General features: G+C 78.4%; 7 protein-coding genes and 6 pseudogenes. 1 reads left to right on the plus strand and 12 read right to left on the minus strand.

Features of this window, described 5'->3' with window-relative positions:
* Positions 1-358 precede the first annotated feature (358 nt).
* Entirely contained in the window at positions 359-1,633 is a 1,275-nt protein-coding gene (locus tag L6E17_RS19750) for an MFS transporter (protein WP_236242139.1), read from the plus strand.
* A 524-nt stretch (positions 1,634-2,157) separates the two neighbouring features.
* On the opposite strand, the pseudogene rfaE2 reads toward L6E17_RS19750, so the two are convergent.
* The 12 genes and pseudogenes from rfaE2 to L6E17_RS19810 form a co-directional block, all read right to left on the minus strand.
* Positions 2,158-3,559, minus strand: a pseudogene (gene rfaE2 / locus L6E17_RS19755) (D-glycero-beta-D-manno-heptose 1-phosphate adenylyltransferase).
* Positions 3,556-4,145: pseudogene (locus L6E17_RS19760) on the minus strand (SIS domain-containing protein). Before L6E17_RS19760 ends, rfaE2 begins: the two co-directional pseudogenes overlap by 4 nt.
* Before the next feature lie 282 nt (positions 4,146-4,427).
* On the minus strand, positions 4,428-5,711 hold the full coding sequence (locus L6E17_RS19765) for a glycosyltransferase (RefSeq protein WP_236242065.1): 1,284 nt from the start codon (positions 5,709-5,711) through the stop codon (positions 4,428-4,430).
* Positions 5,708-6,673, minus strand: coding sequence for a glycosyltransferase (locus L6E17_RS19770; RefSeq protein ID WP_236242066.1), 966 nt, complete (start codon positions 6,671-6,673; stop codon positions 5,708-5,710). The genes L6E17_RS19765 and L6E17_RS19770 overlap by 4 nt, the downstream gene beginning before the upstream one ends.
* An 11-nt stretch (positions 6,674-6,684) precedes the next feature.
* The gene (locus L6E17_RS19775; RefSeq protein WP_236242067.1) at positions 6,685-8,367 is read right to left on the minus strand and encodes a carbamoyltransferase C-terminal domain-containing protein; all 1,683 of its coding nucleotides are present in this window, start codon (positions 8,365-8,367) and stop codon (positions 6,685-6,687) included.
* 144 nt (positions 8,368-8,511) lie between these two features.
* Complete coding sequence (locus L6E17_RS19780; RefSeq protein ID WP_236242068.1) at positions 8,512-9,516, minus strand: NAD-dependent epimerase/dehydratase family protein; 1,005 nt, start codon at positions 9,514-9,516, stop codon at positions 8,512-8,514.
* 545 nt (positions 9,517-10,061) lie between these two features.
* Positions 10,062-11,156, minus strand: coding sequence for a glutamate--cysteine ligase (locus tag L6E17_RS19785; protein WP_236242069.1), 1,095 nt, complete (start codon positions 11,154-11,156; stop codon positions 10,062-10,064).
* A gap of 263 nt (positions 11,157-11,419) precedes the next feature.
* Positions 11,420-11,656: pseudogene (locus L6E17_RS19790) on the minus strand (glycosyltransferase family 2 protein); the annotation flags it as partial.
* A pseudogene (locus L6E17_RS19795) lies at positions 11,653-12,601 on the minus strand (glycosyltransferase). The pseudogenes L6E17_RS19790 and L6E17_RS19795, both read right to left, overlap by 4 nt.
* Positions 12,598-13,583 (minus strand): annotated as a pseudogene (locus L6E17_RS19800) (glycosyltransferase family 9 protein). The pseudogenes L6E17_RS19795 and L6E17_RS19800 overlap by 4 nt, the downstream one beginning before the upstream one ends.
* 163 nt (positions 13,584-13,746) lie before the next feature.
* Positions 13,747-14,744, minus strand: a pseudogene (locus L6E17_RS19805) (glycosyltransferase family 9 protein); the annotation flags it as partial.
* The gene (locus L6E17_RS19810) at positions 14,741-15,304 is read right to left on the minus strand and encodes an HAD family hydrolase (protein WP_308315908.1); all 564 of its coding nucleotides are present in this window, start codon (positions 15,302-15,304) and stop codon (positions 14,741-14,743) included. The pseudogene L6E17_RS19805 and the gene L6E17_RS19810, both read right to left, overlap by 4 nt.
* Positions 15,305-15,415 lie beyond the last annotated feature (111 nt).

The following is a 15,415-nucleotide window of genomic DNA, read 5'->3' on the forward strand; positions in this document are numbered from 1 at the left end:
GGTGCCGTAGGGCTCCACTGTGACCCGGGCGACACCCTCAGGCACCCCGAGCGGTCACTGTGAGCAAGCACACCGGGAGCCCTGGATCCCTTACGGGACAGGGCTGTTGCGCCCGCCACGGGCCCCGCACACCGCTCGGCGAGACGTGGGCCACGTCGGGGACACGGCCCGCTCTGCCACCATGGGCCCGCCGCGGCAGCCCATACGCGGCGCCGACCGAGTCCGGTGGGGCGGCCGGGCAGAGCAGCCGGTGCCGCAGGCCCGCCGCGCCCCTTCCGAGCCCTTCAGCGAGCACCTCGCCGTGACAGACACCCCTGCCCCCGACCGTTCCCCGTGGCGTTCGCTGAAGTACCGCAGCATGCGCTGGTGGTCCTTCGCCAACTTCGTCTCCAACGCCGGCACGTGGATGCAGCTGACCGTGCAGAACCTGCTGGTCCTGCAGATCACCGGGTCCGCCGCCGCGACCGGCCTCTCGCTGTCGGTGCAGGCCGCCCCCGGCCTGCTGATGGGCCTCGTGGGCGGCGCGGCCGTCGACCGCTTCCCGCGCAAGCTGACCGCCGCCGTCAGCCAGGCGCTCCTCGGCGCGGTCGCCTTCACCACGGCGTTCCTCGTGGCGTTCGACCAGCTCAGCCTGGGCGTGCTGATGGCGCTCGCCGCCGTCACCGGGCTCATCGCCACCGTCGACGGCCCGGCGTGCGCACTGCTCGGCAACGACCTGGTCCGGCCGGAGGACGTGCCGTCGGCCATCGGCGTCGGCTCCCTCGTCCACAGCGCGGGCCGCCTCGTCGGCGCCGCGCTGGCGGGCATCGCGGTCGGCTTCCTCGGCACGGCGGCCGCGTACGCCGCGAACGGCGTGTCGTTCCTCTTCGTCGCTGCGGTCATCCCGTTCCTGCGGCCCGTCGCCGGCGCGGTGTCCCGCACCCGCGCGCCGTCCGGCCCCGCCCCGTCCTCCGACGCCCCTGACGCCCCCGACGCCCCTGACACCTTCGGTGACGGCATGACGGTCCGCGAGGGCCTCCGCTTCTTCGCCCGGCGCCCCCGCCTCGTGGGCCTCGCCGTGATCAGCGGCGTCAGCTCCGTCTTCGGCCGCAACTACGGGCTCACCCTCGCCGTGCTCGTCACCGGTCCGCTGGCGGGCGGCGCCGGAGCGTTCGGCACGGTGTCGACCGTCCTGGCGGTGGGCGGCATCGCAGGCGCCGTGCTGGGCGCACGGCTGCGCAGACCGTCCGTGCGCCTGGTCGGCGTGCTCGCGGCGGCGGGGGGCCTGCTCCAGGCGGCGGCCGGCCTGTCGCCCTCCCTGGCCGTCCTCCTGGTGCTCGTCCTGCCGATGGCGGTCGCGGAGTCGGTCTCGGACACGGCGGGCACGACGGTGCTCCAGACCGATCCTCCGGCGCACCTGCGCGGCCGGGTCCTCGGCGTGTGGGGCAGCATCCGCACGGTGTGGAGCCTCGCCGGGCCGCCCGCGCTCGGCCTGCTCATGGAGCTGGCCGGCGCCCGGGGCGCCCTCGTGGCGGGCGGCCTGGCCATCGCCGCGGTGGTCCTCGCCGGGCACGTGCTGCACGGCAGGACGGTACGCCCCGTCTCGCTCCGTACCGAGCCGCAGCCGGTGCCGGCGCTCGGCACGGCGGCCTGACCCACGGCCACCGCGCCCTGGGCGCGGGCACCGGTACGCCGTCCGCCCCGCCGGGCGTCCCATGGCCGCCGCCTCCACCTGGGCCCCGCGGAAGGCCGGCCAGGCAGCTGCCGTAGCCCGCGGCGGTGCCCGTCTCCGGCCTGGCGGGGTGGCAGGCCCCGCGGCGCCTCGGCAGGAGGTCCCCCTGCGCCCGCCGGCGCTACGTGCGGCGGCCGCCTTCCGCCGGGCGGCACGCCGCCTCGGCCGGAGCCCGCGGGAGGCCGGCTCGGCGGCGGCCGCGCGCCGCAGCGGGTGTCCGCTGCCGGTCCGGCCGGTCTGGCTCGGGGGCGTTCGTGGAGCCCGGTAGCGGAGTGTCCGCGCGCGCCCGGAGGGGCATCCGGCGCCCCGGGGCTCCACGGAGGCCGGCCCGGCGGCGGCCGTCCACCATGCGGGCGGGTGCCCGCCGTTCCGCCGCCCGCCGGGTGGCGGGGTCGGTGGCGTCGGTGGGACCCCGCAGCGGGCGGCGCGTCTGCGCCCGCCCGGCGCTACGGGCGGCGGCCGCGGGCCGTCGAGCGGGCCGCCCGGTGGGCGAGCAGGGTCGTGGACCTGCCGTCCAGGTACGGCAGGACCACCGCCTGGCCGCCCCAACTGCGCAGCTCACGCGCCTCCGGCAGGTCCTCGACCGCGTAGTCGCCGCCCTTGACCCACACATCCGGCCGCAGCCGCGCCAGGAGCTCCACCGGTGTGTCGCCGTCGAAGACGGCCACCGCGTCGACGCTGCCCAGCCCCGCCAGCACCCGCACCCGGTCCGCCAGCGGGTTGAGGGGCCGCCCCGGGCCCTTCAGGCGCGTCACCGAGGCGTCCGAGTTCACGCACACGATCAGGCAGTCGCCGATCCGGCGGGCGCTCTCCAGCAGCCCGACGTGGCCCGCGTGCAGCAGGTCGAAGCAGCCGCCCGTCGCCACCACCGTGCCGCCCCGGGCCCGCACCCGCTCGGCCAGCGTGAACGGGTCCGCGACCGGCGGCTCCTCACGGGCCGGCGCCATCGGGCTGTCCCACAGCGCCCGGTTGCCCGCGCCGCCCGCCGCGACGAACGCCGCCGCCTCCGCCACGCCCCGCTGCACCGCCTCCTCCGGCAGCGCCCCGCCGGCCAGCGCCGCGGCCGTCGCCGCCGCCAGGCAGTCGCCGGCCCCGCAGGGGTCGCCCTGGGCGCGGTACGGGGCGGGCACCAGCATGGGCATGGCGACACCCGGCCGGGTCAGCAGCGCCCCCGGTCGCCGAGGGTCACCGCCACCACGGCCGCCCGCCAGCGCTCCGCCAGGTCCGTGCCGCGCTGCGCGTAGGCCCGCAGGGACTCGTCGCCCTCGTCGGGCCTCAGCGCCCGCGTCTCGGCTGCGTTCGGCGTCACGATCCGGGCGCCCCGCACCGGCGCGTCCCCGCGCGGATGGGGGTCCCACACCAGCGGCACCCGCCGGGCGGCGGCCGCCAGTTCGTCCCGTACGGCCGCGGCGGTGCCCCGCCCGTAGTCGGCGACCAGCACGGTGTGCGCCCCCGCGAGGGCGTCCCGCACGGCGGCGCCGGGCCGCCCGGAGCGCCGCCGCCCCGGTCGACGCGGACGACGGGGCGGCCCGACGCGAGCACCCGGGTCTTGACCGGCAGGGTGCCCCGCAGCGGCAGCTCCACCAGGTGGGCCCGCCCGGCCAGCCCGTGCCGCACGGCCTCGCTCGCCGGGTCGTCGCCCAGCGCCGCGACGAGCACCACCTCGCGCCCGCTGCGCGCCGCGAGCACCGCGGCCAGACCCGCACCGCCCGGTCTGCGGTGGTCGCCGGTGACGTCCACGACCGGTGCCGGGGCGTCCGGCGCCAGCCGGGTCGACACCCCCTCGACGTCCTCGTCGAGGAGGGCGTCCCCGACGACGACCAGCGGTCCCCGCCCGGCCCCGCTCACGACACCCTCCACAGGCCCGACGCGAACCGCGTCGCCGCCGCTTCCGGCGCCGCCGCCTCCACCGCCGCGTCGAAGCACTCGCACAGCAGGTGCACCGCCACCAGATGCACCTCCTGCACCGTGGCCGTGCTGCCCGCGTCCACGCACAGCGCCTCGTGCGCCGCGTCCGCCAGCGGGTTCGGCGCCGGGCCGGTCAGCGCCCACACCCGCACCCCCGCCGAGCGCGCCGTCGCGGCCGCCGCGATCAGATTGGCGCTGCGGCCCGACGTGGACAGCAGCAGCAGCACGTCCCCGGGCCGGCCGTGCGCGGCCACCTGCCGGGCGTAGACCTGCTCGAAGCCGTAGTCGTTGCCGATCGCGGTCACGCTGGACGTCTCGGCGTGCAGGGACACCGCCGAGTACGCGGGGCGCTCCTGCCGGTAGCGCCCGACGAGTTCGGCCGTCAGGTGCTGGGCCTGCGCGGCGCTGCCGCCGTTGCCCGCGGCCAGCAGCCGCCGCCGCCCGGCAGCACGGCCGCGAGGCGCGTCCCCCACCGCGCGAGCCGCTCGGCATGGTCGCGGTGCAGCCGGCCGACCGCCTCCTGCAGGTCCCGGCAGTGCTGCCGGGCGGCCTCGCGGACGGCGGTGTGCGCGGCCGCGGCGGGGCCCCGCGGGCCCCGCCGTCCAGGGAGTCCCGCGCGTCGTGGCGGAGGTCCGGGTCCCGCACGTCACGGCGCGAGGGGCCCCGTGCGTCGCGGCCGGCGGGGTCGTGTGCGGTGCGAGGGAAGTCGTCCATGGCGTCCGGGCGTGCCGCGCGCTCGGGAGCGGCGGCGGTCCCGCACCTCCTTCTCGGTTCACGGGGGACGGGGAGACACCGGGGAGCGGGGCGCTCAGGCCGCCCCGGAGACGGCCGCCCGGGCGGCGCGGGCGGTGCGCACCTCCGCGTACACGGCCTCGGTCGCCGCGGCGACGCGCGCCCAGTCGTACCGGCTCAGCACCCGGCGGCGGCCCGCGGCCCCGCACGAGGCGCGCAGCGCCGGATCGGCGAGGAACTCGGCGACGGCCCGCGCCAGCGCCTCCGGGTCGCGGGGCGGCACCAGCCGCCCGCACTGCGGGTCGGCGACCGTGTCCAACTGGCCGCCGACGGCGGTGGCCACCACGGGCCGCCCGCACGCCATGGCCTCCAGCGGCACGATCCCGAACGGCTCGTAGTCCGCCGGGCACAGCACCACGTCCGCGCTGCGCAGCAGCGGCGCCACCGCGTCGCGGGCCACCGCGCCGGTGAAGCGCACCCGGTCCGCGACCCCGGCGAGCCGCGCCACCTCCCGCAGCCGCCGCACCTCGGGGTCCGCGTCGAGCAGCTCCGGCGGAGGGCCGCCCACGATCAGCAGCTCCGCGCCGGGCAGCCGGGTCAGCGCCGTGACCGACACCGCGGCGCCCTTCCGCGGCACCAGCCGCCCCAGCTGCAGCAGCCGGTGCGGGGCCGCGCCGCGCTCGGCGACCGGCCCGACGGGGCAGAACTGCTCCGGGTCCACCCCGCACGGGACGACGCTCACCCGCTCCCGGGGGATGTGCATCCGCAGCAGTTCGCGCACCTCGTCCTCGCAGGTGGCGATGATCCGGTGGCAGCCCAGCCCGACCTGCCGCTCCGCGCCGACGCGTTCCGGCGGGCTGGTGTCGGCGGCCTTCTGGTGCCGCCGCTTCACCGTGCCGAGCGCGTGGTACGTGTGCAGCAGCGGCACCTTCAGCGTCCGGGCGGTCAGCAGCGACGCGACGCCGGACATCCAGAAGTGCGAGTGCAGCAAGTCGGGCGGCCGGTCCTGCAGCACCTCGTCGACATGGCGGCCGAACGCCCCCATGTACGGCAGCAGTTCGTCCTTCGGGACGGCCTCGGGCGGCCCGGCGGGCACATGGTGCACGACCACGCCGGGCCGCACCTCGACCCGGTCGGGCAGCCGCCGCGCGTCCCTGCGGGTGAACACCGCCACCTCGTGGCCGCGGTCGGCGAGCGCCCCGGCCAGCCGCGCCACGTGGACGTTCTGCCCGCCCGCGTCCACCCCGCCGAGCGCCGCGAGCGGACTCGCGTGCTCCGAGACGAGGACCACCGACAGGGGGCCGGACGGCCCCTCGGAACCGGGCCCCAGCCGGGGGCCGCGGGAGCCGTCGCGGGTCATGAGCGCACCTCCGTGATCACGCGCTCCCAGTCGTCGAGGAAGCGCTTGAGCCCGTACCGTTCGAGAGCCGCCTGGCGGGCGCGGGCACCGTCCTCGGCGGCCGCCTCCGGCTCCGCCAGGTAGCGGCGGGCCGCCGCCGCCAGCACGTCCGGCCGCGTCGACAGCGTCCCGGCGCCCGGCGGCACCGCCTCCACGGCCTCCGTCGTCGCCAGCGCCACCACCGGCATGCCCAGGTGCATCGCCTCCAGCAGGGACAGCCCGAGCGACGTCCAGCGCACCGGGTGCAGGTACAGCCGCCGCTCCGCCATCGCCGCGTGCAGGGCGCGCTGCGGCAGGTCGGCGGTCCTGCACCGCTCCTCCGGCAGCCCCAGGTGGGCGGCCAGCCCCTCGGTGCGCATGCCGAACACGTCGAGGGGCGCGGCCCCGGCCAGCGCCGGCATAAGGTCCGTACCGGTGTGGCGGCCCCGCCTCACCGGCTCGTTCACGACGACGGCGGCCCGGGGCAGCCGGCCCGTGTACTGGTGGCCCGGGTCGACGACGCCGTGCTCGACCACCACCGTGCGGGCGCGGCCGCAGTCCCAGAACAGCCGGTTGAAGTGCGTGACGTGGACCAGCGTCACCTCGGGCCGCTCGGCGCACGGATGCCGGGTGTCCGGCACGCTCCCGTCCGGGGCGTTGTGCTCCAGGTACACCGCGGGCACGTCCCGCCCCGGCCGCCGCCCGCCCAGCCACCGCTCGGCCAGCTCGAACTCCTCGGGGCGCTGGAGCAGGACGAGGTCGACGTGTTCCTCCCGGAGCCGGTCGGGGGTCACCTCCCGCACGGTGTCGGGCCAGGTGAAGGTCGCCGCCCGGCCCCGCCCGTCCGGGCCGCGGCCCGGCAGCACCGGGACCAGGTAGGTGTGCGGGCCCTGGACGAACGCCGTCGTCCACGAGCCGTGCACGTGCCACAGCAGGATGTTCACGGCCGCCTCCCTCACTGCCCGCGCACGGACTGGGAGTCCTGTGCGTCCGTCGCGAAGAACGCGCCGCGCCGCACCGCGTACGGCCCGATCGCCAGCAGGTCCACCGGTGTGGAGCCGAAGCACTCCAGCGCGTCCCGCGGGTCGTCCACCATGGGCCTGCCCGCCGTGTTGAGGCTCGTGTTCACCACCACCGGCAGCCCGGTCAGCCGCTCGAACCCGTCCAGCATGCGGGCCACCAGCGGCTCGGCGATCCGGTCCACGGTCTGCACGCGCGCCGTGCCGTCGACGTGCACGACGGCGGGGATGCGCTCCCGCCACTGCGGCGCCACCTCGTGCACGAACAGCATGTACGGGCTGGGCAGCCGGCCCGAGAAGACCTCCGCCGCCCGCTCCTCCAGCACCATCGGCGCCACCGGCCGGAACTGCTCGCGGCCCTTCACGTCGTTGAGCCGCTCCAGGTTCCCCGCGTGCCCCGGGTGGGCGAGCAGCGAGCGGTGCCCGAGGGCCCTCGGCCCGTACTCGGAGCGCCCCTGGAACCACGCCACGATCGCGTTGTCCGCCAGGGCCTCCGCCACGGTCACCGCGATGTCCGGGGGCCGCTCGAACGGCACGGCGGCCGTCTTCAGCCAGGCGCCCAGCTCCGCGTCCGACCACTCGCGGCCCAGGTCGGCGCCGCCCATCGGCGCCACGTCGTCCCCGCCGCCCGCCGCGAGCAGCAGCGCCCCGCCGAGCGCCGTGCCGGCGTCACCGGCGGCGGGCTGCACCCACACGCGGGAGAAGGGGCCCTCGCGGGCGATCCGCGCGTTCGCGACGCAGTTGAGCGCCACGCCCCCGGCCAGGGTCAGCACCGAGTCGTGCGTCTGGCCGTGCAGCCAGCGCACCAGGTCGAGCAGGGTCTCCTCCAGCACCGCCTGGGCGCTGGCCGCGAGGTCCGCGTGGTCCTGCGTCCACGCCTCCTCCGCCCCCCTGGGCGGGCACAGCTCGTGCCAGGGCACCCCGGAGGCGTGGAAACCGCCGTCGCCCGTCGGGTACACGTACCGCCGCAGCTCGTCCCGCATCCGCGGCCGCCCGTACGAGGCGAGGGCCATCACCTTGAACTCGTCGGAGGACCGCAGGAAGCCCAGATGGGCCGTCAACTCCTCGTAGACCAGGCCCAGGGAGTGCGGCAGGTCCTGCGCTGCCAGCGGCTCCAGCCGGTGGTGCACGCGGCGGGCGGCCAGGTGCGAGGCCCGCTCGCCGCGCCCGTCCAGGACCAGCACGGACGCCCTGTCGACGCCCTCGCCGTCGGCCGCGAACGCGCTGGACGCGGCATGCGCCATGTGGTGCGGCACGAACCGCACGGCGGCCGGGTCGAGGCCGGGCAGCGCCGTCTTCAGGAAGCCGGGTGCCTCGCGCGCGTAGGTGAGGCGCAGGTGGTCCCACGGGTCGTCCAGGCCCATGTCGGCGGCGGGCCTGGCGAGGCCGGGGTCGAAGGAGTACGCCACCGCGTCCAGGTCCTGGGGACGCAGCCCCGCCCGGTGCAGGCACCACGAGGCGGCCTGCTCCGGCAGTTCCCAGGCGGAGAACGGCACCGGCCGCTTGCCGTGCTTGCGTCGGGAGAACCGCTCCTCCTCCGCGGCGGCCACCACCCGCCCGTCGATGACCAGCGCGGCTGCCGGGTCGTGGAAGAGAGCGTTGATACCGAGGATGCGCATGGGCTCGTCCGCCTTTCGGCGAGTCGGGAGGGAAGGGCGCGTACGGGGAGGGCGGCCGGCGTGCCGCGGCCTGCCGGGGTGCGGCGGGACGGGCACGGGCGCGACCGGCACCGGAGGGTCCGGCGGCGGGTCCGGACGGCGGTGTCAGGGGCGGGGGGCCGCCGTCGTGGCGCCGGGCGACGGGTCGGGGCCGGCGGAGTGGGCGCGGAACCAGTCGATGGTCCGCCGCAGCCCCTCCTCGGCGTCGACGCGCGGCTCCCACTGGAGCTTGTCCCGGGCCAGGGTGATGTCCGGGCAGCGCACCGCCGGATCGTCCACCGGCCGCTCGATGTAGCGGACGTCCGAGTCGGACCCGGTCAGGGCGATGACGAGGCGGGCCAGGTCCAGCATGGTGATCTCGTCCGGGTTGCCGATGTTCACCGGCCCGCGCATGCCGTGGGCCGCGGCCGCCAGCACCCCGCGCACGGTGTCGTCGACGTAGCACAGGGAGCGGGTCTGGCGCCCGTCCCCGGTCACCGTCAGCGGCTCACCCGCCAGCGCCTGCCGGATGAACGTCGGCACCGCCCGCCCGTCGTGGCCGCGCATCCGGGGGCCGTACGTGTTGAACAGCCGCACGATGCCGACGTCCGTGCCGTACGTGCCGGCCTGCGCGGTCACCAGCGCCTCGGCGTACCGCTTGGCCTCGTCGTACACGCTGCGCGGTCCGACCGGGTTCACGTTGCCCCAGTAGCGCTCGCTCTGCGGATGCTGCTGCGGGTCGCCGTACACCTCGGAGGTGGACGCCAGCACGAACCGCGCCCCGGCGTGGTGCGCCAGCTCCAGGGCGTGCCGGGTGCCGAGGCTGCCGGTCTCCAGGGTGTGGATCGGCAGCCGCAGGTAGTCGGCGGGCGAGGCCGGCGAGGCGAAGTGCAGCACCAGGTCGGGCGGCCGGTCCACGGCGAAGGGTTCGGCGACGTCGGCCTGCAGCAGCCGGAAACCGGGCCGGTCGAGCAGGGCGGCCACGTTGGCCCGGCGGCCGGTGCTGAAGTCGTCCACGCAGGTGACCTCCGTACCGGCGTCCAGCAGCGCGGTGCACAGGTGGGAGCCGACGAAGCCGGCGCCGCCTGTGACCACGGCGTGCTGCCAGGTGCGCGGGAACTCGGGCCTCATCCGGGGGCCTCCTCTGTCCGCCGGGCCGTCGGCCCGGTGTCGTGCGGGTCTCGGGTGTCGTGCGGGTCTGCGGGTGGTTGCGGGACCTCGGCTGCGGCCGGGGTCTCCCGCGTGTCGTCGGGGTTCGGGTGCGGTAGGGCGCCGGGGGCGCCGTCCCGGTGCGGTGGCCGACGCCTCCGGTGGGCCGGGCGGTCCGGGGGCGGCGTGCGGTCCGGCGGGAGAGTCGGCGATCCGCGGGCCTCGGCGGCTCCGCCGGTCCCGCGGGCGCGGCGCCGGTCCGGTCGCTCCGCCGCCCGGCGGGCGGGTGCGCCGGGCAGGCGCCCGCGCGGGGCCTCCCGTACGGCTCCGGGGGCCGCCCCGCCCGGCGGGCGGTCGCCCGCACCGGCAGGAAGCCGACCGGGAGCCGGCCTCGGCACCGGTCCGCCCCGGGACGCGGCGCCTGTGACCAGGCTGGGCGGAAGAGGTCCGGTGGCGCGGCGGTCTGCTCCGTACGGGTGAGGTACGGAGCGGCGGCCACTGCCCGGGGACCACCCCGCTCCCGCCGCTCACGGCGCCACCGTCTCGGTGATCAGCAGGTCGGTCAGCGCCGCCGGACCGCCTTCAGCGAGCACCCTGCGCTGCTGGTCGGCGGGGGTTCCCTGCTGGAGCAGCCGGTGCACCAGCGAGCTCACCTCGCGGGTGTCGCCGGTCTCCTCCAGGGCGGGCGTCACCGCGTCCAGCAGCAGGCACAGCACGTCGCCGGCGCGCCGGCAGCGCCCGTCGGGGTCCATCAGCAGATCGCTGAGCCCGTGCCGGGCCGCGTACCAGTTCGCCGCCTGCAGCCGCTCCGGCGGGCACACGGGCGGCGGCGCGCCCGCGGCCTCCTCGCGCAGCGCCGTGGCGACCAGTGCCCGCACGATGCCCGTGAACATCACCGCGGTGTCGGCCCGCAGCTGCACGTCCATGCAGCGCACCTCGACCGTCGGGTAGCGGTCGGAGAGCCGGGCCTGCCAGTACAGCTGACCCGTGTCGGAGATCGCCCCCGACTCCAGCAGGACCCGTATCCGGGTGTCGTGGTCGTCCAGGTCCGCGAAGTGCGGCGGCGGCCCGGCCGCCGGCCACCGGCCGAAGATCACCGTGCGCCAGCTCGCGAACCCGGTGTCGCGCCCGTCCCACAGGGGCGAGTTGGCCGACATCGCCACCAGCACCGGCAGCCAGGGGCGGATCCGGTTGAGGACCCCGACGCCGGTGGCCCGGTCGGGCACCCCGACGTGGATGTGCATGCCGTTGACGAGCTGCTCCTCGACCAGCTGCGGGGCCTGCGAGCGCATCGCCAGATAGCGGGCGCTCTCCGTGACCGGCACCGGCGCCGCCTCGCGGAAGGGGGCCGTGCCCGCCGCGACGATCCGGCAGCCGTTCTTCTCCGCGGCGGTCCCCAGGGCGTGCCGCAGCCGCAGCAGGTGGCCGCCGACCTCGTCGAGCCCGGTGCAGATCGGGGTGGCCACCTCGATCTGGGACTGCAGGAGCTCCGACTGGACCTCCGCGGCGTCCACGATCGGCTCCAGCCCGGCCGCGGTGCGCACCTCTTCGGCGAGCGGCACGGGGAGGCAGGTGACCGGGTCGACCAGGAAGAACTCTTCCTCGACCCCAACAGTGATCATGTGCCGCCGGGTACCCGAAATAGTCCCGGCGAACCGGGCGTACCGGGCAGGGGCCGCGCCTCACCCGAACGGCCCAGCCGCCGCACACCCCCCGCTCAGCCGCGTACCGGCACCCTCCTCAGCCCACGTACCGCCGCGCCTTCGACAAGCGCTGCACCCGGGACAGCGCCTTCGACCGCGCCTCGACCTCCGGAGGGACGACCCGGCGCTCCCGCAGCACCCGCGGCAGCCCCGCCGGCGCCTCCCCGCACGCCCGCACCGGCGCGCCGCACGGCGGGGTCGCGGCCCACGGCGCCCGGGTTCCGGCCGGGCCGCAGCAGCGCGACCTCCGGGCGGTGGCGGGCGACGGCGTCCGCGGCGCCGTCGGTGGAGGCGCTGTCCACGACGACGACCGGCGGGCGCTCCGGCAGGGCCGCCGGCGCGCGCAGGGTCCGCAGCAGCCCGTCCCGGCGGTTGCGGGTGATCACGACGACGGTCGTACGGGGGTCGTGGCAGGTCACGGCACCGACGCCTCCCGCTCCGCCGCGGACCGTGCGGCGCCGCCGGGCGGCGCACCGCGACCGGGCCGCCCGGCCCGGTCCACGCGTCGGGCCGCCTCCTCCACCGAGGGCGGCAGCGGGCGGCGCGCGCGCAGCGCCGCCGGGAGCCGGGCGGCCACACCGCGCAGGGCCAGGCGGGCGTCCCGCCCGCCGCCGTCCCGCCGTACGAGCGCGTCCGCGGCGAGGGCGCCGGTGCGCCGCAGCGCCACCGCGGGGAGCGCCGCAGCCACGTGGTCAGCACGGCGTTGTGCCGCATCAGTGCCCGGCGGCCCTCCCGCACGCCGCCCTCAGGCCGGTGCACGGCCACCACCTCCGGGCAGTGGCACACCCCCAGCCGCGGGCCGCCAGGTCGTAGGCCAGGAGCGTCTCCTTCCCGGCGAAGAAGACGACCGGGTGGTAGCCGCCCGCTTCCAGGAACGCCGTGCGGCGCGCCACCGCCGCGCACGCCAGGAATCCGAGCACCTGCGGGCCCGGCAGGTCCTCGGCCCGCCCCAGCGGGGACGCGGCCAGCTCCGCGCCGAGCGGGTCGTCCGGCCCGCCGTCGCCCTGCCGGACGCGCGCCGCGAGCAGGCCCAGCCGCGGATGGGCGTCGAGCAGCCGCTCGGCCCGGCCGAGGGCGCCGGGCTCCCACCACGAGTCGTCGTCGCTGAACGCCACGTACGGTGTCGCGGCCCGCCGCGCGCCCAGGGTGCGGCCGACGGCTCCGAGGTTCCGCCCGGGCAGCAGCAGCGTCACGTCCGGGTGGCGGCGGGCCACGGCGTCCGGGGTGCCGTCCGTGGAACCGTTGTCGACGACGATCACGGGCGGCCGCCCTGGCAGCGCCGCCAACCGGTCGAGGGTGTGCAGCAGCTGGTCGCGGCGGTCGCGGGTGATCACCACGACGGTGGTGCGGGACGGGGACGTCATCGGGGGGAGACCTCCAGCAGCGGGTGCAGGGCGGCCAGCACGTCGTCCGGCCGGATGCGGAGCAGCGCCGCGTCCGGCGCCCGGGCATGCGGGTCCCCCGGCGGGTCCCCCGTACGGCGCGGATGCCACAGCGCCACGTGCCGCGGATCCGGCGGAGGCCCCCACAGCCGCGGCGGCACGGGCCCGAACAGCGTCACCGTCGGGGCCCCGTACGCCACCGCCAGGTGCGCGATGCCGGTGTCGCCGCTGACCACGGCGGCGGCTCCGGCGCACAGCGCGGCCAGCCGCCCGTACGGCAGACCGCCCGCCAGCACGTCACCGGGGCCCAGACCGGCGGCCCCGGCGACCCGCGCCACCAGGGCGTCCTCACCCGGACCGCCGGTCACCACGACCCGCCGGCCGCGCCGGCGCAGCTCCCCGGCCACCGCCGCGTACCGCTCCGGCGGCCAGCGCCGCGCCCCCGAGTCGGCCCCCGGGTGAAGGACGACGGCACCGGGCGCGGGGAGGGCGCCGCGGGCGCTGGCAGCCGCAGGTCGCCGGGGTCGGCGGGGATGCCGTACCACTCCAGCAGCCGGCACCAGCGGTCCCGCTCGTGCTCCTCGGCGGTCCAGCGCGGCCCGTGGAGGTGCGGTGTCCCGGGGTGGGCGAACACCAGCAGCCGCCCCGGCCGCAGCCGCTCCAGCAGCAGATGGCTGGACGGGCCGCGGCCGTGCAGGTCCACCGCCACGTCGGGCGGCGGCCCCGTCCAGTCGAGCCGCGTCGGCACGGCCCTGCCCAGGGCGGCGGCGGGCAGCAGCCGGTCCACGGCACCGCTGGCGGCCGCGGCGGGCTCCAGCGGCGCGGGGGCGGCCAGCACGGCCTCGTGGAGCGGGAAGGCGCGGCGCAGCGCCCGCAGCGCGGGCACCCCGGTGAGCAGGTCCCCGAGCCCGAGGGCGCGCAGCACCAGCATGCGCGGCCCCGTGCCGTCCGCCGCCCGGCTCATCCCCCGGCTCATCCCCGTCCCCTCCGGCGTCCGCCCCGCGTCCGCGGCCGCCGGCGCGCGGAGCGTCCGCTCCGGCGGCGGGGACCGGAGGGCCGCCCGCCCGGGCCGCCGGTGCGCCGGAGTCCTGGGGGCCGCCCGCCCGGGCCGCCGGTGCGCCGGAGTCCTCCAGCAGCTTCCCGACGGCCGCGGCGATGTCCTCCGCCGTCACCTCGTCCAGGCACGGGTGCCCGGGCACGGGGCAGGTGCGCGCACGGGTCCCGGCGCAGGCGGCGCCCTGGTCGCCGAGGAGCACGTGCGGCACCCCGTAGGGCGCCCACCGCTCGGCGGGGACCACCGGGGAGAACAGCGACACCACGGGTGTGCCCACCGCCGCGGCCAGGTGCGCGGGCCCCGTGTTCGGCGCCACGGCGGCGTCCGCGGCGGCCAGCACCGACGCCAGCTCCGGCGGCGACGTCCGCCCGCCCAGGTCCAGGCCGTGGGCGCCCGCCACGAACGCGGTGAGGTCCCGCTCGGCCGGCCCGCCCGTCACGACGACCCGGTGCCCGGCCTCCGCCAGCAGCCGCACCGCCTGGGCGCACCGCTCCGGGCTCCAGCAGCGCGCCGGAACGCTCGCGCCGGGGTGCACCACCACGTACGGCCCCGGGCCCGTCAGCCCGCGGGCGCCGTCCGGCTCGTGGCGCACCCGCAGCCGCCCGTCGTCGCCGGGGGCGGCGGGAAGCCCGCCGCCGCCGCCAGGTCCGCCGCGGCCTCCGCCTCGTGCGCGTGCGGGGCCCGCCGGTGGCGCAGGTCCAGGAGGGAGCCGGGCGCGTCGACGCTGTCCGCGGCGATGTACGGCACGCCCGCCAGCCGCAGCAGCAGCGCGGCCGGCAGCGGGCTCTGGTGGAACGAGGTGAGGACCAGGGCCGCGTCGATCCGGGCCGCCGCCAGCCGGTCCACCGTCCGCTCGACGTCCGCGCGGTCCACGGGCGGCGGGCTGAACCCCGCCCACGGCGCCTCCCAGACCAGGACCTCGTCCACGCCCGGCAGCATCCGCGCGGCCGGCGCCCCCAGCGGCCCGCACAGCAGGGTCACCCGGTCCGCCCGGTGGGCGACCGCCCGTACCGCGGGACCGGCGAGCAGCACGTCCCCGAAGCTGTCCTGCCGCACCACCAGCGCCCTCACAGCGGCCTCCGCACCGTCGACGGGTGCCCCAGCAGGTGCCGGACGGCTCCGAGCAGGTCGCGGCACACGTCGGGCGCGGCCGCCACCTCGGCGGGCAGGGTGCGCGTCGTCGGCACGAGGACCCCGCGGGCGCCCGCTGCGCGGGCCGCGTCCATGTCCGTGCCGATGTCGCCGATGACGGCGCACCGCTCCGGGTCCACCCCCAGCCGCCACGCGGCCTCCAGGATCAGCCCGGGGGCGGGCTTGCGGCAGCCGCAGCCGTCCTCCGGCAGGTGCGGGCAGTGCAGCCACACGTCGAGCGGCGTGCCGAGCAGGGCGTCCACCCGGGCGTTCACCTCCAGGACGGCGGCCTCCGTCAGCAGGCCCCGCCCGATGCCCGACTGGTTCGACACGACCCCGACCGGTATGCGGCGCGCCCGCAGCAGCCGCACGGCCTCCCGCGCGCCCGGCATGAGCCGCACGCGCCGCGGATCGCCGTTGTACGGGACGTCGACGATGAGGGTGTCGTCCCGGTCGAAGAGGACCGCCCGCGGGTGGTCCGAGGCGTCCGGCGCGGACACCGAGGGGCGCGGCAGCGGGCGCCGGCGGCCGGGCGGCGCGACGCCGCGTCCGGGGGCGCCGGGGCCGCGGCACGGGACGGCGGCCGGGACACCGGGGGAGCCGCGGCGGCC

This window comes from Streptomyces sp. CC228A (genome assembly GCF_021390935.1).
Classification (GTDB): Bacteria; Actinomycetota; Actinomycetes; order Streptomycetales; family Streptomycetaceae; genus Streptomyces.

What these genes read in the sequence shown, in the direction of transcription:
- L6E17_RS19765 (WP_236242065.1), bottom strand. Translation starts at nt 5,711, where the DNA reads ATGACCCGCGACGGCTCCCGCGGCCCCCGGCTGGGGCCCGGTTCCGAG.
- L6E17_RS19785 (WP_236242069.1), bottom strand. Translation starts at nt 11,156, where the DNA reads ATGATCACTGTTGGGGTCGAGGAAGAGTTCTTCCTGGTCGACCCGGTC.
- L6E17_RS19780 (WP_236242068.1), bottom strand. Translation starts at nt 9,516, where the DNA reads ATGAGGCCCGAGTTCCCGCGCACCTGGCAGCACGCCGTGGTCACAGGC.
- L6E17_RS19775 (WP_236242067.1), bottom strand. Translation starts at nt 8,367, where the DNA reads ATGCGCATCCTCGGTATCAACGCTCTCTTCCACGACCCGGCAGCCGCG.
- L6E17_RS19750 (WP_236242139.1), top strand. Translation starts at nt 359, where the DNA reads ATGCGCTGGTGGTCCTTCGCCAACTTCGTCTCCAACGCCGGCACGTGG.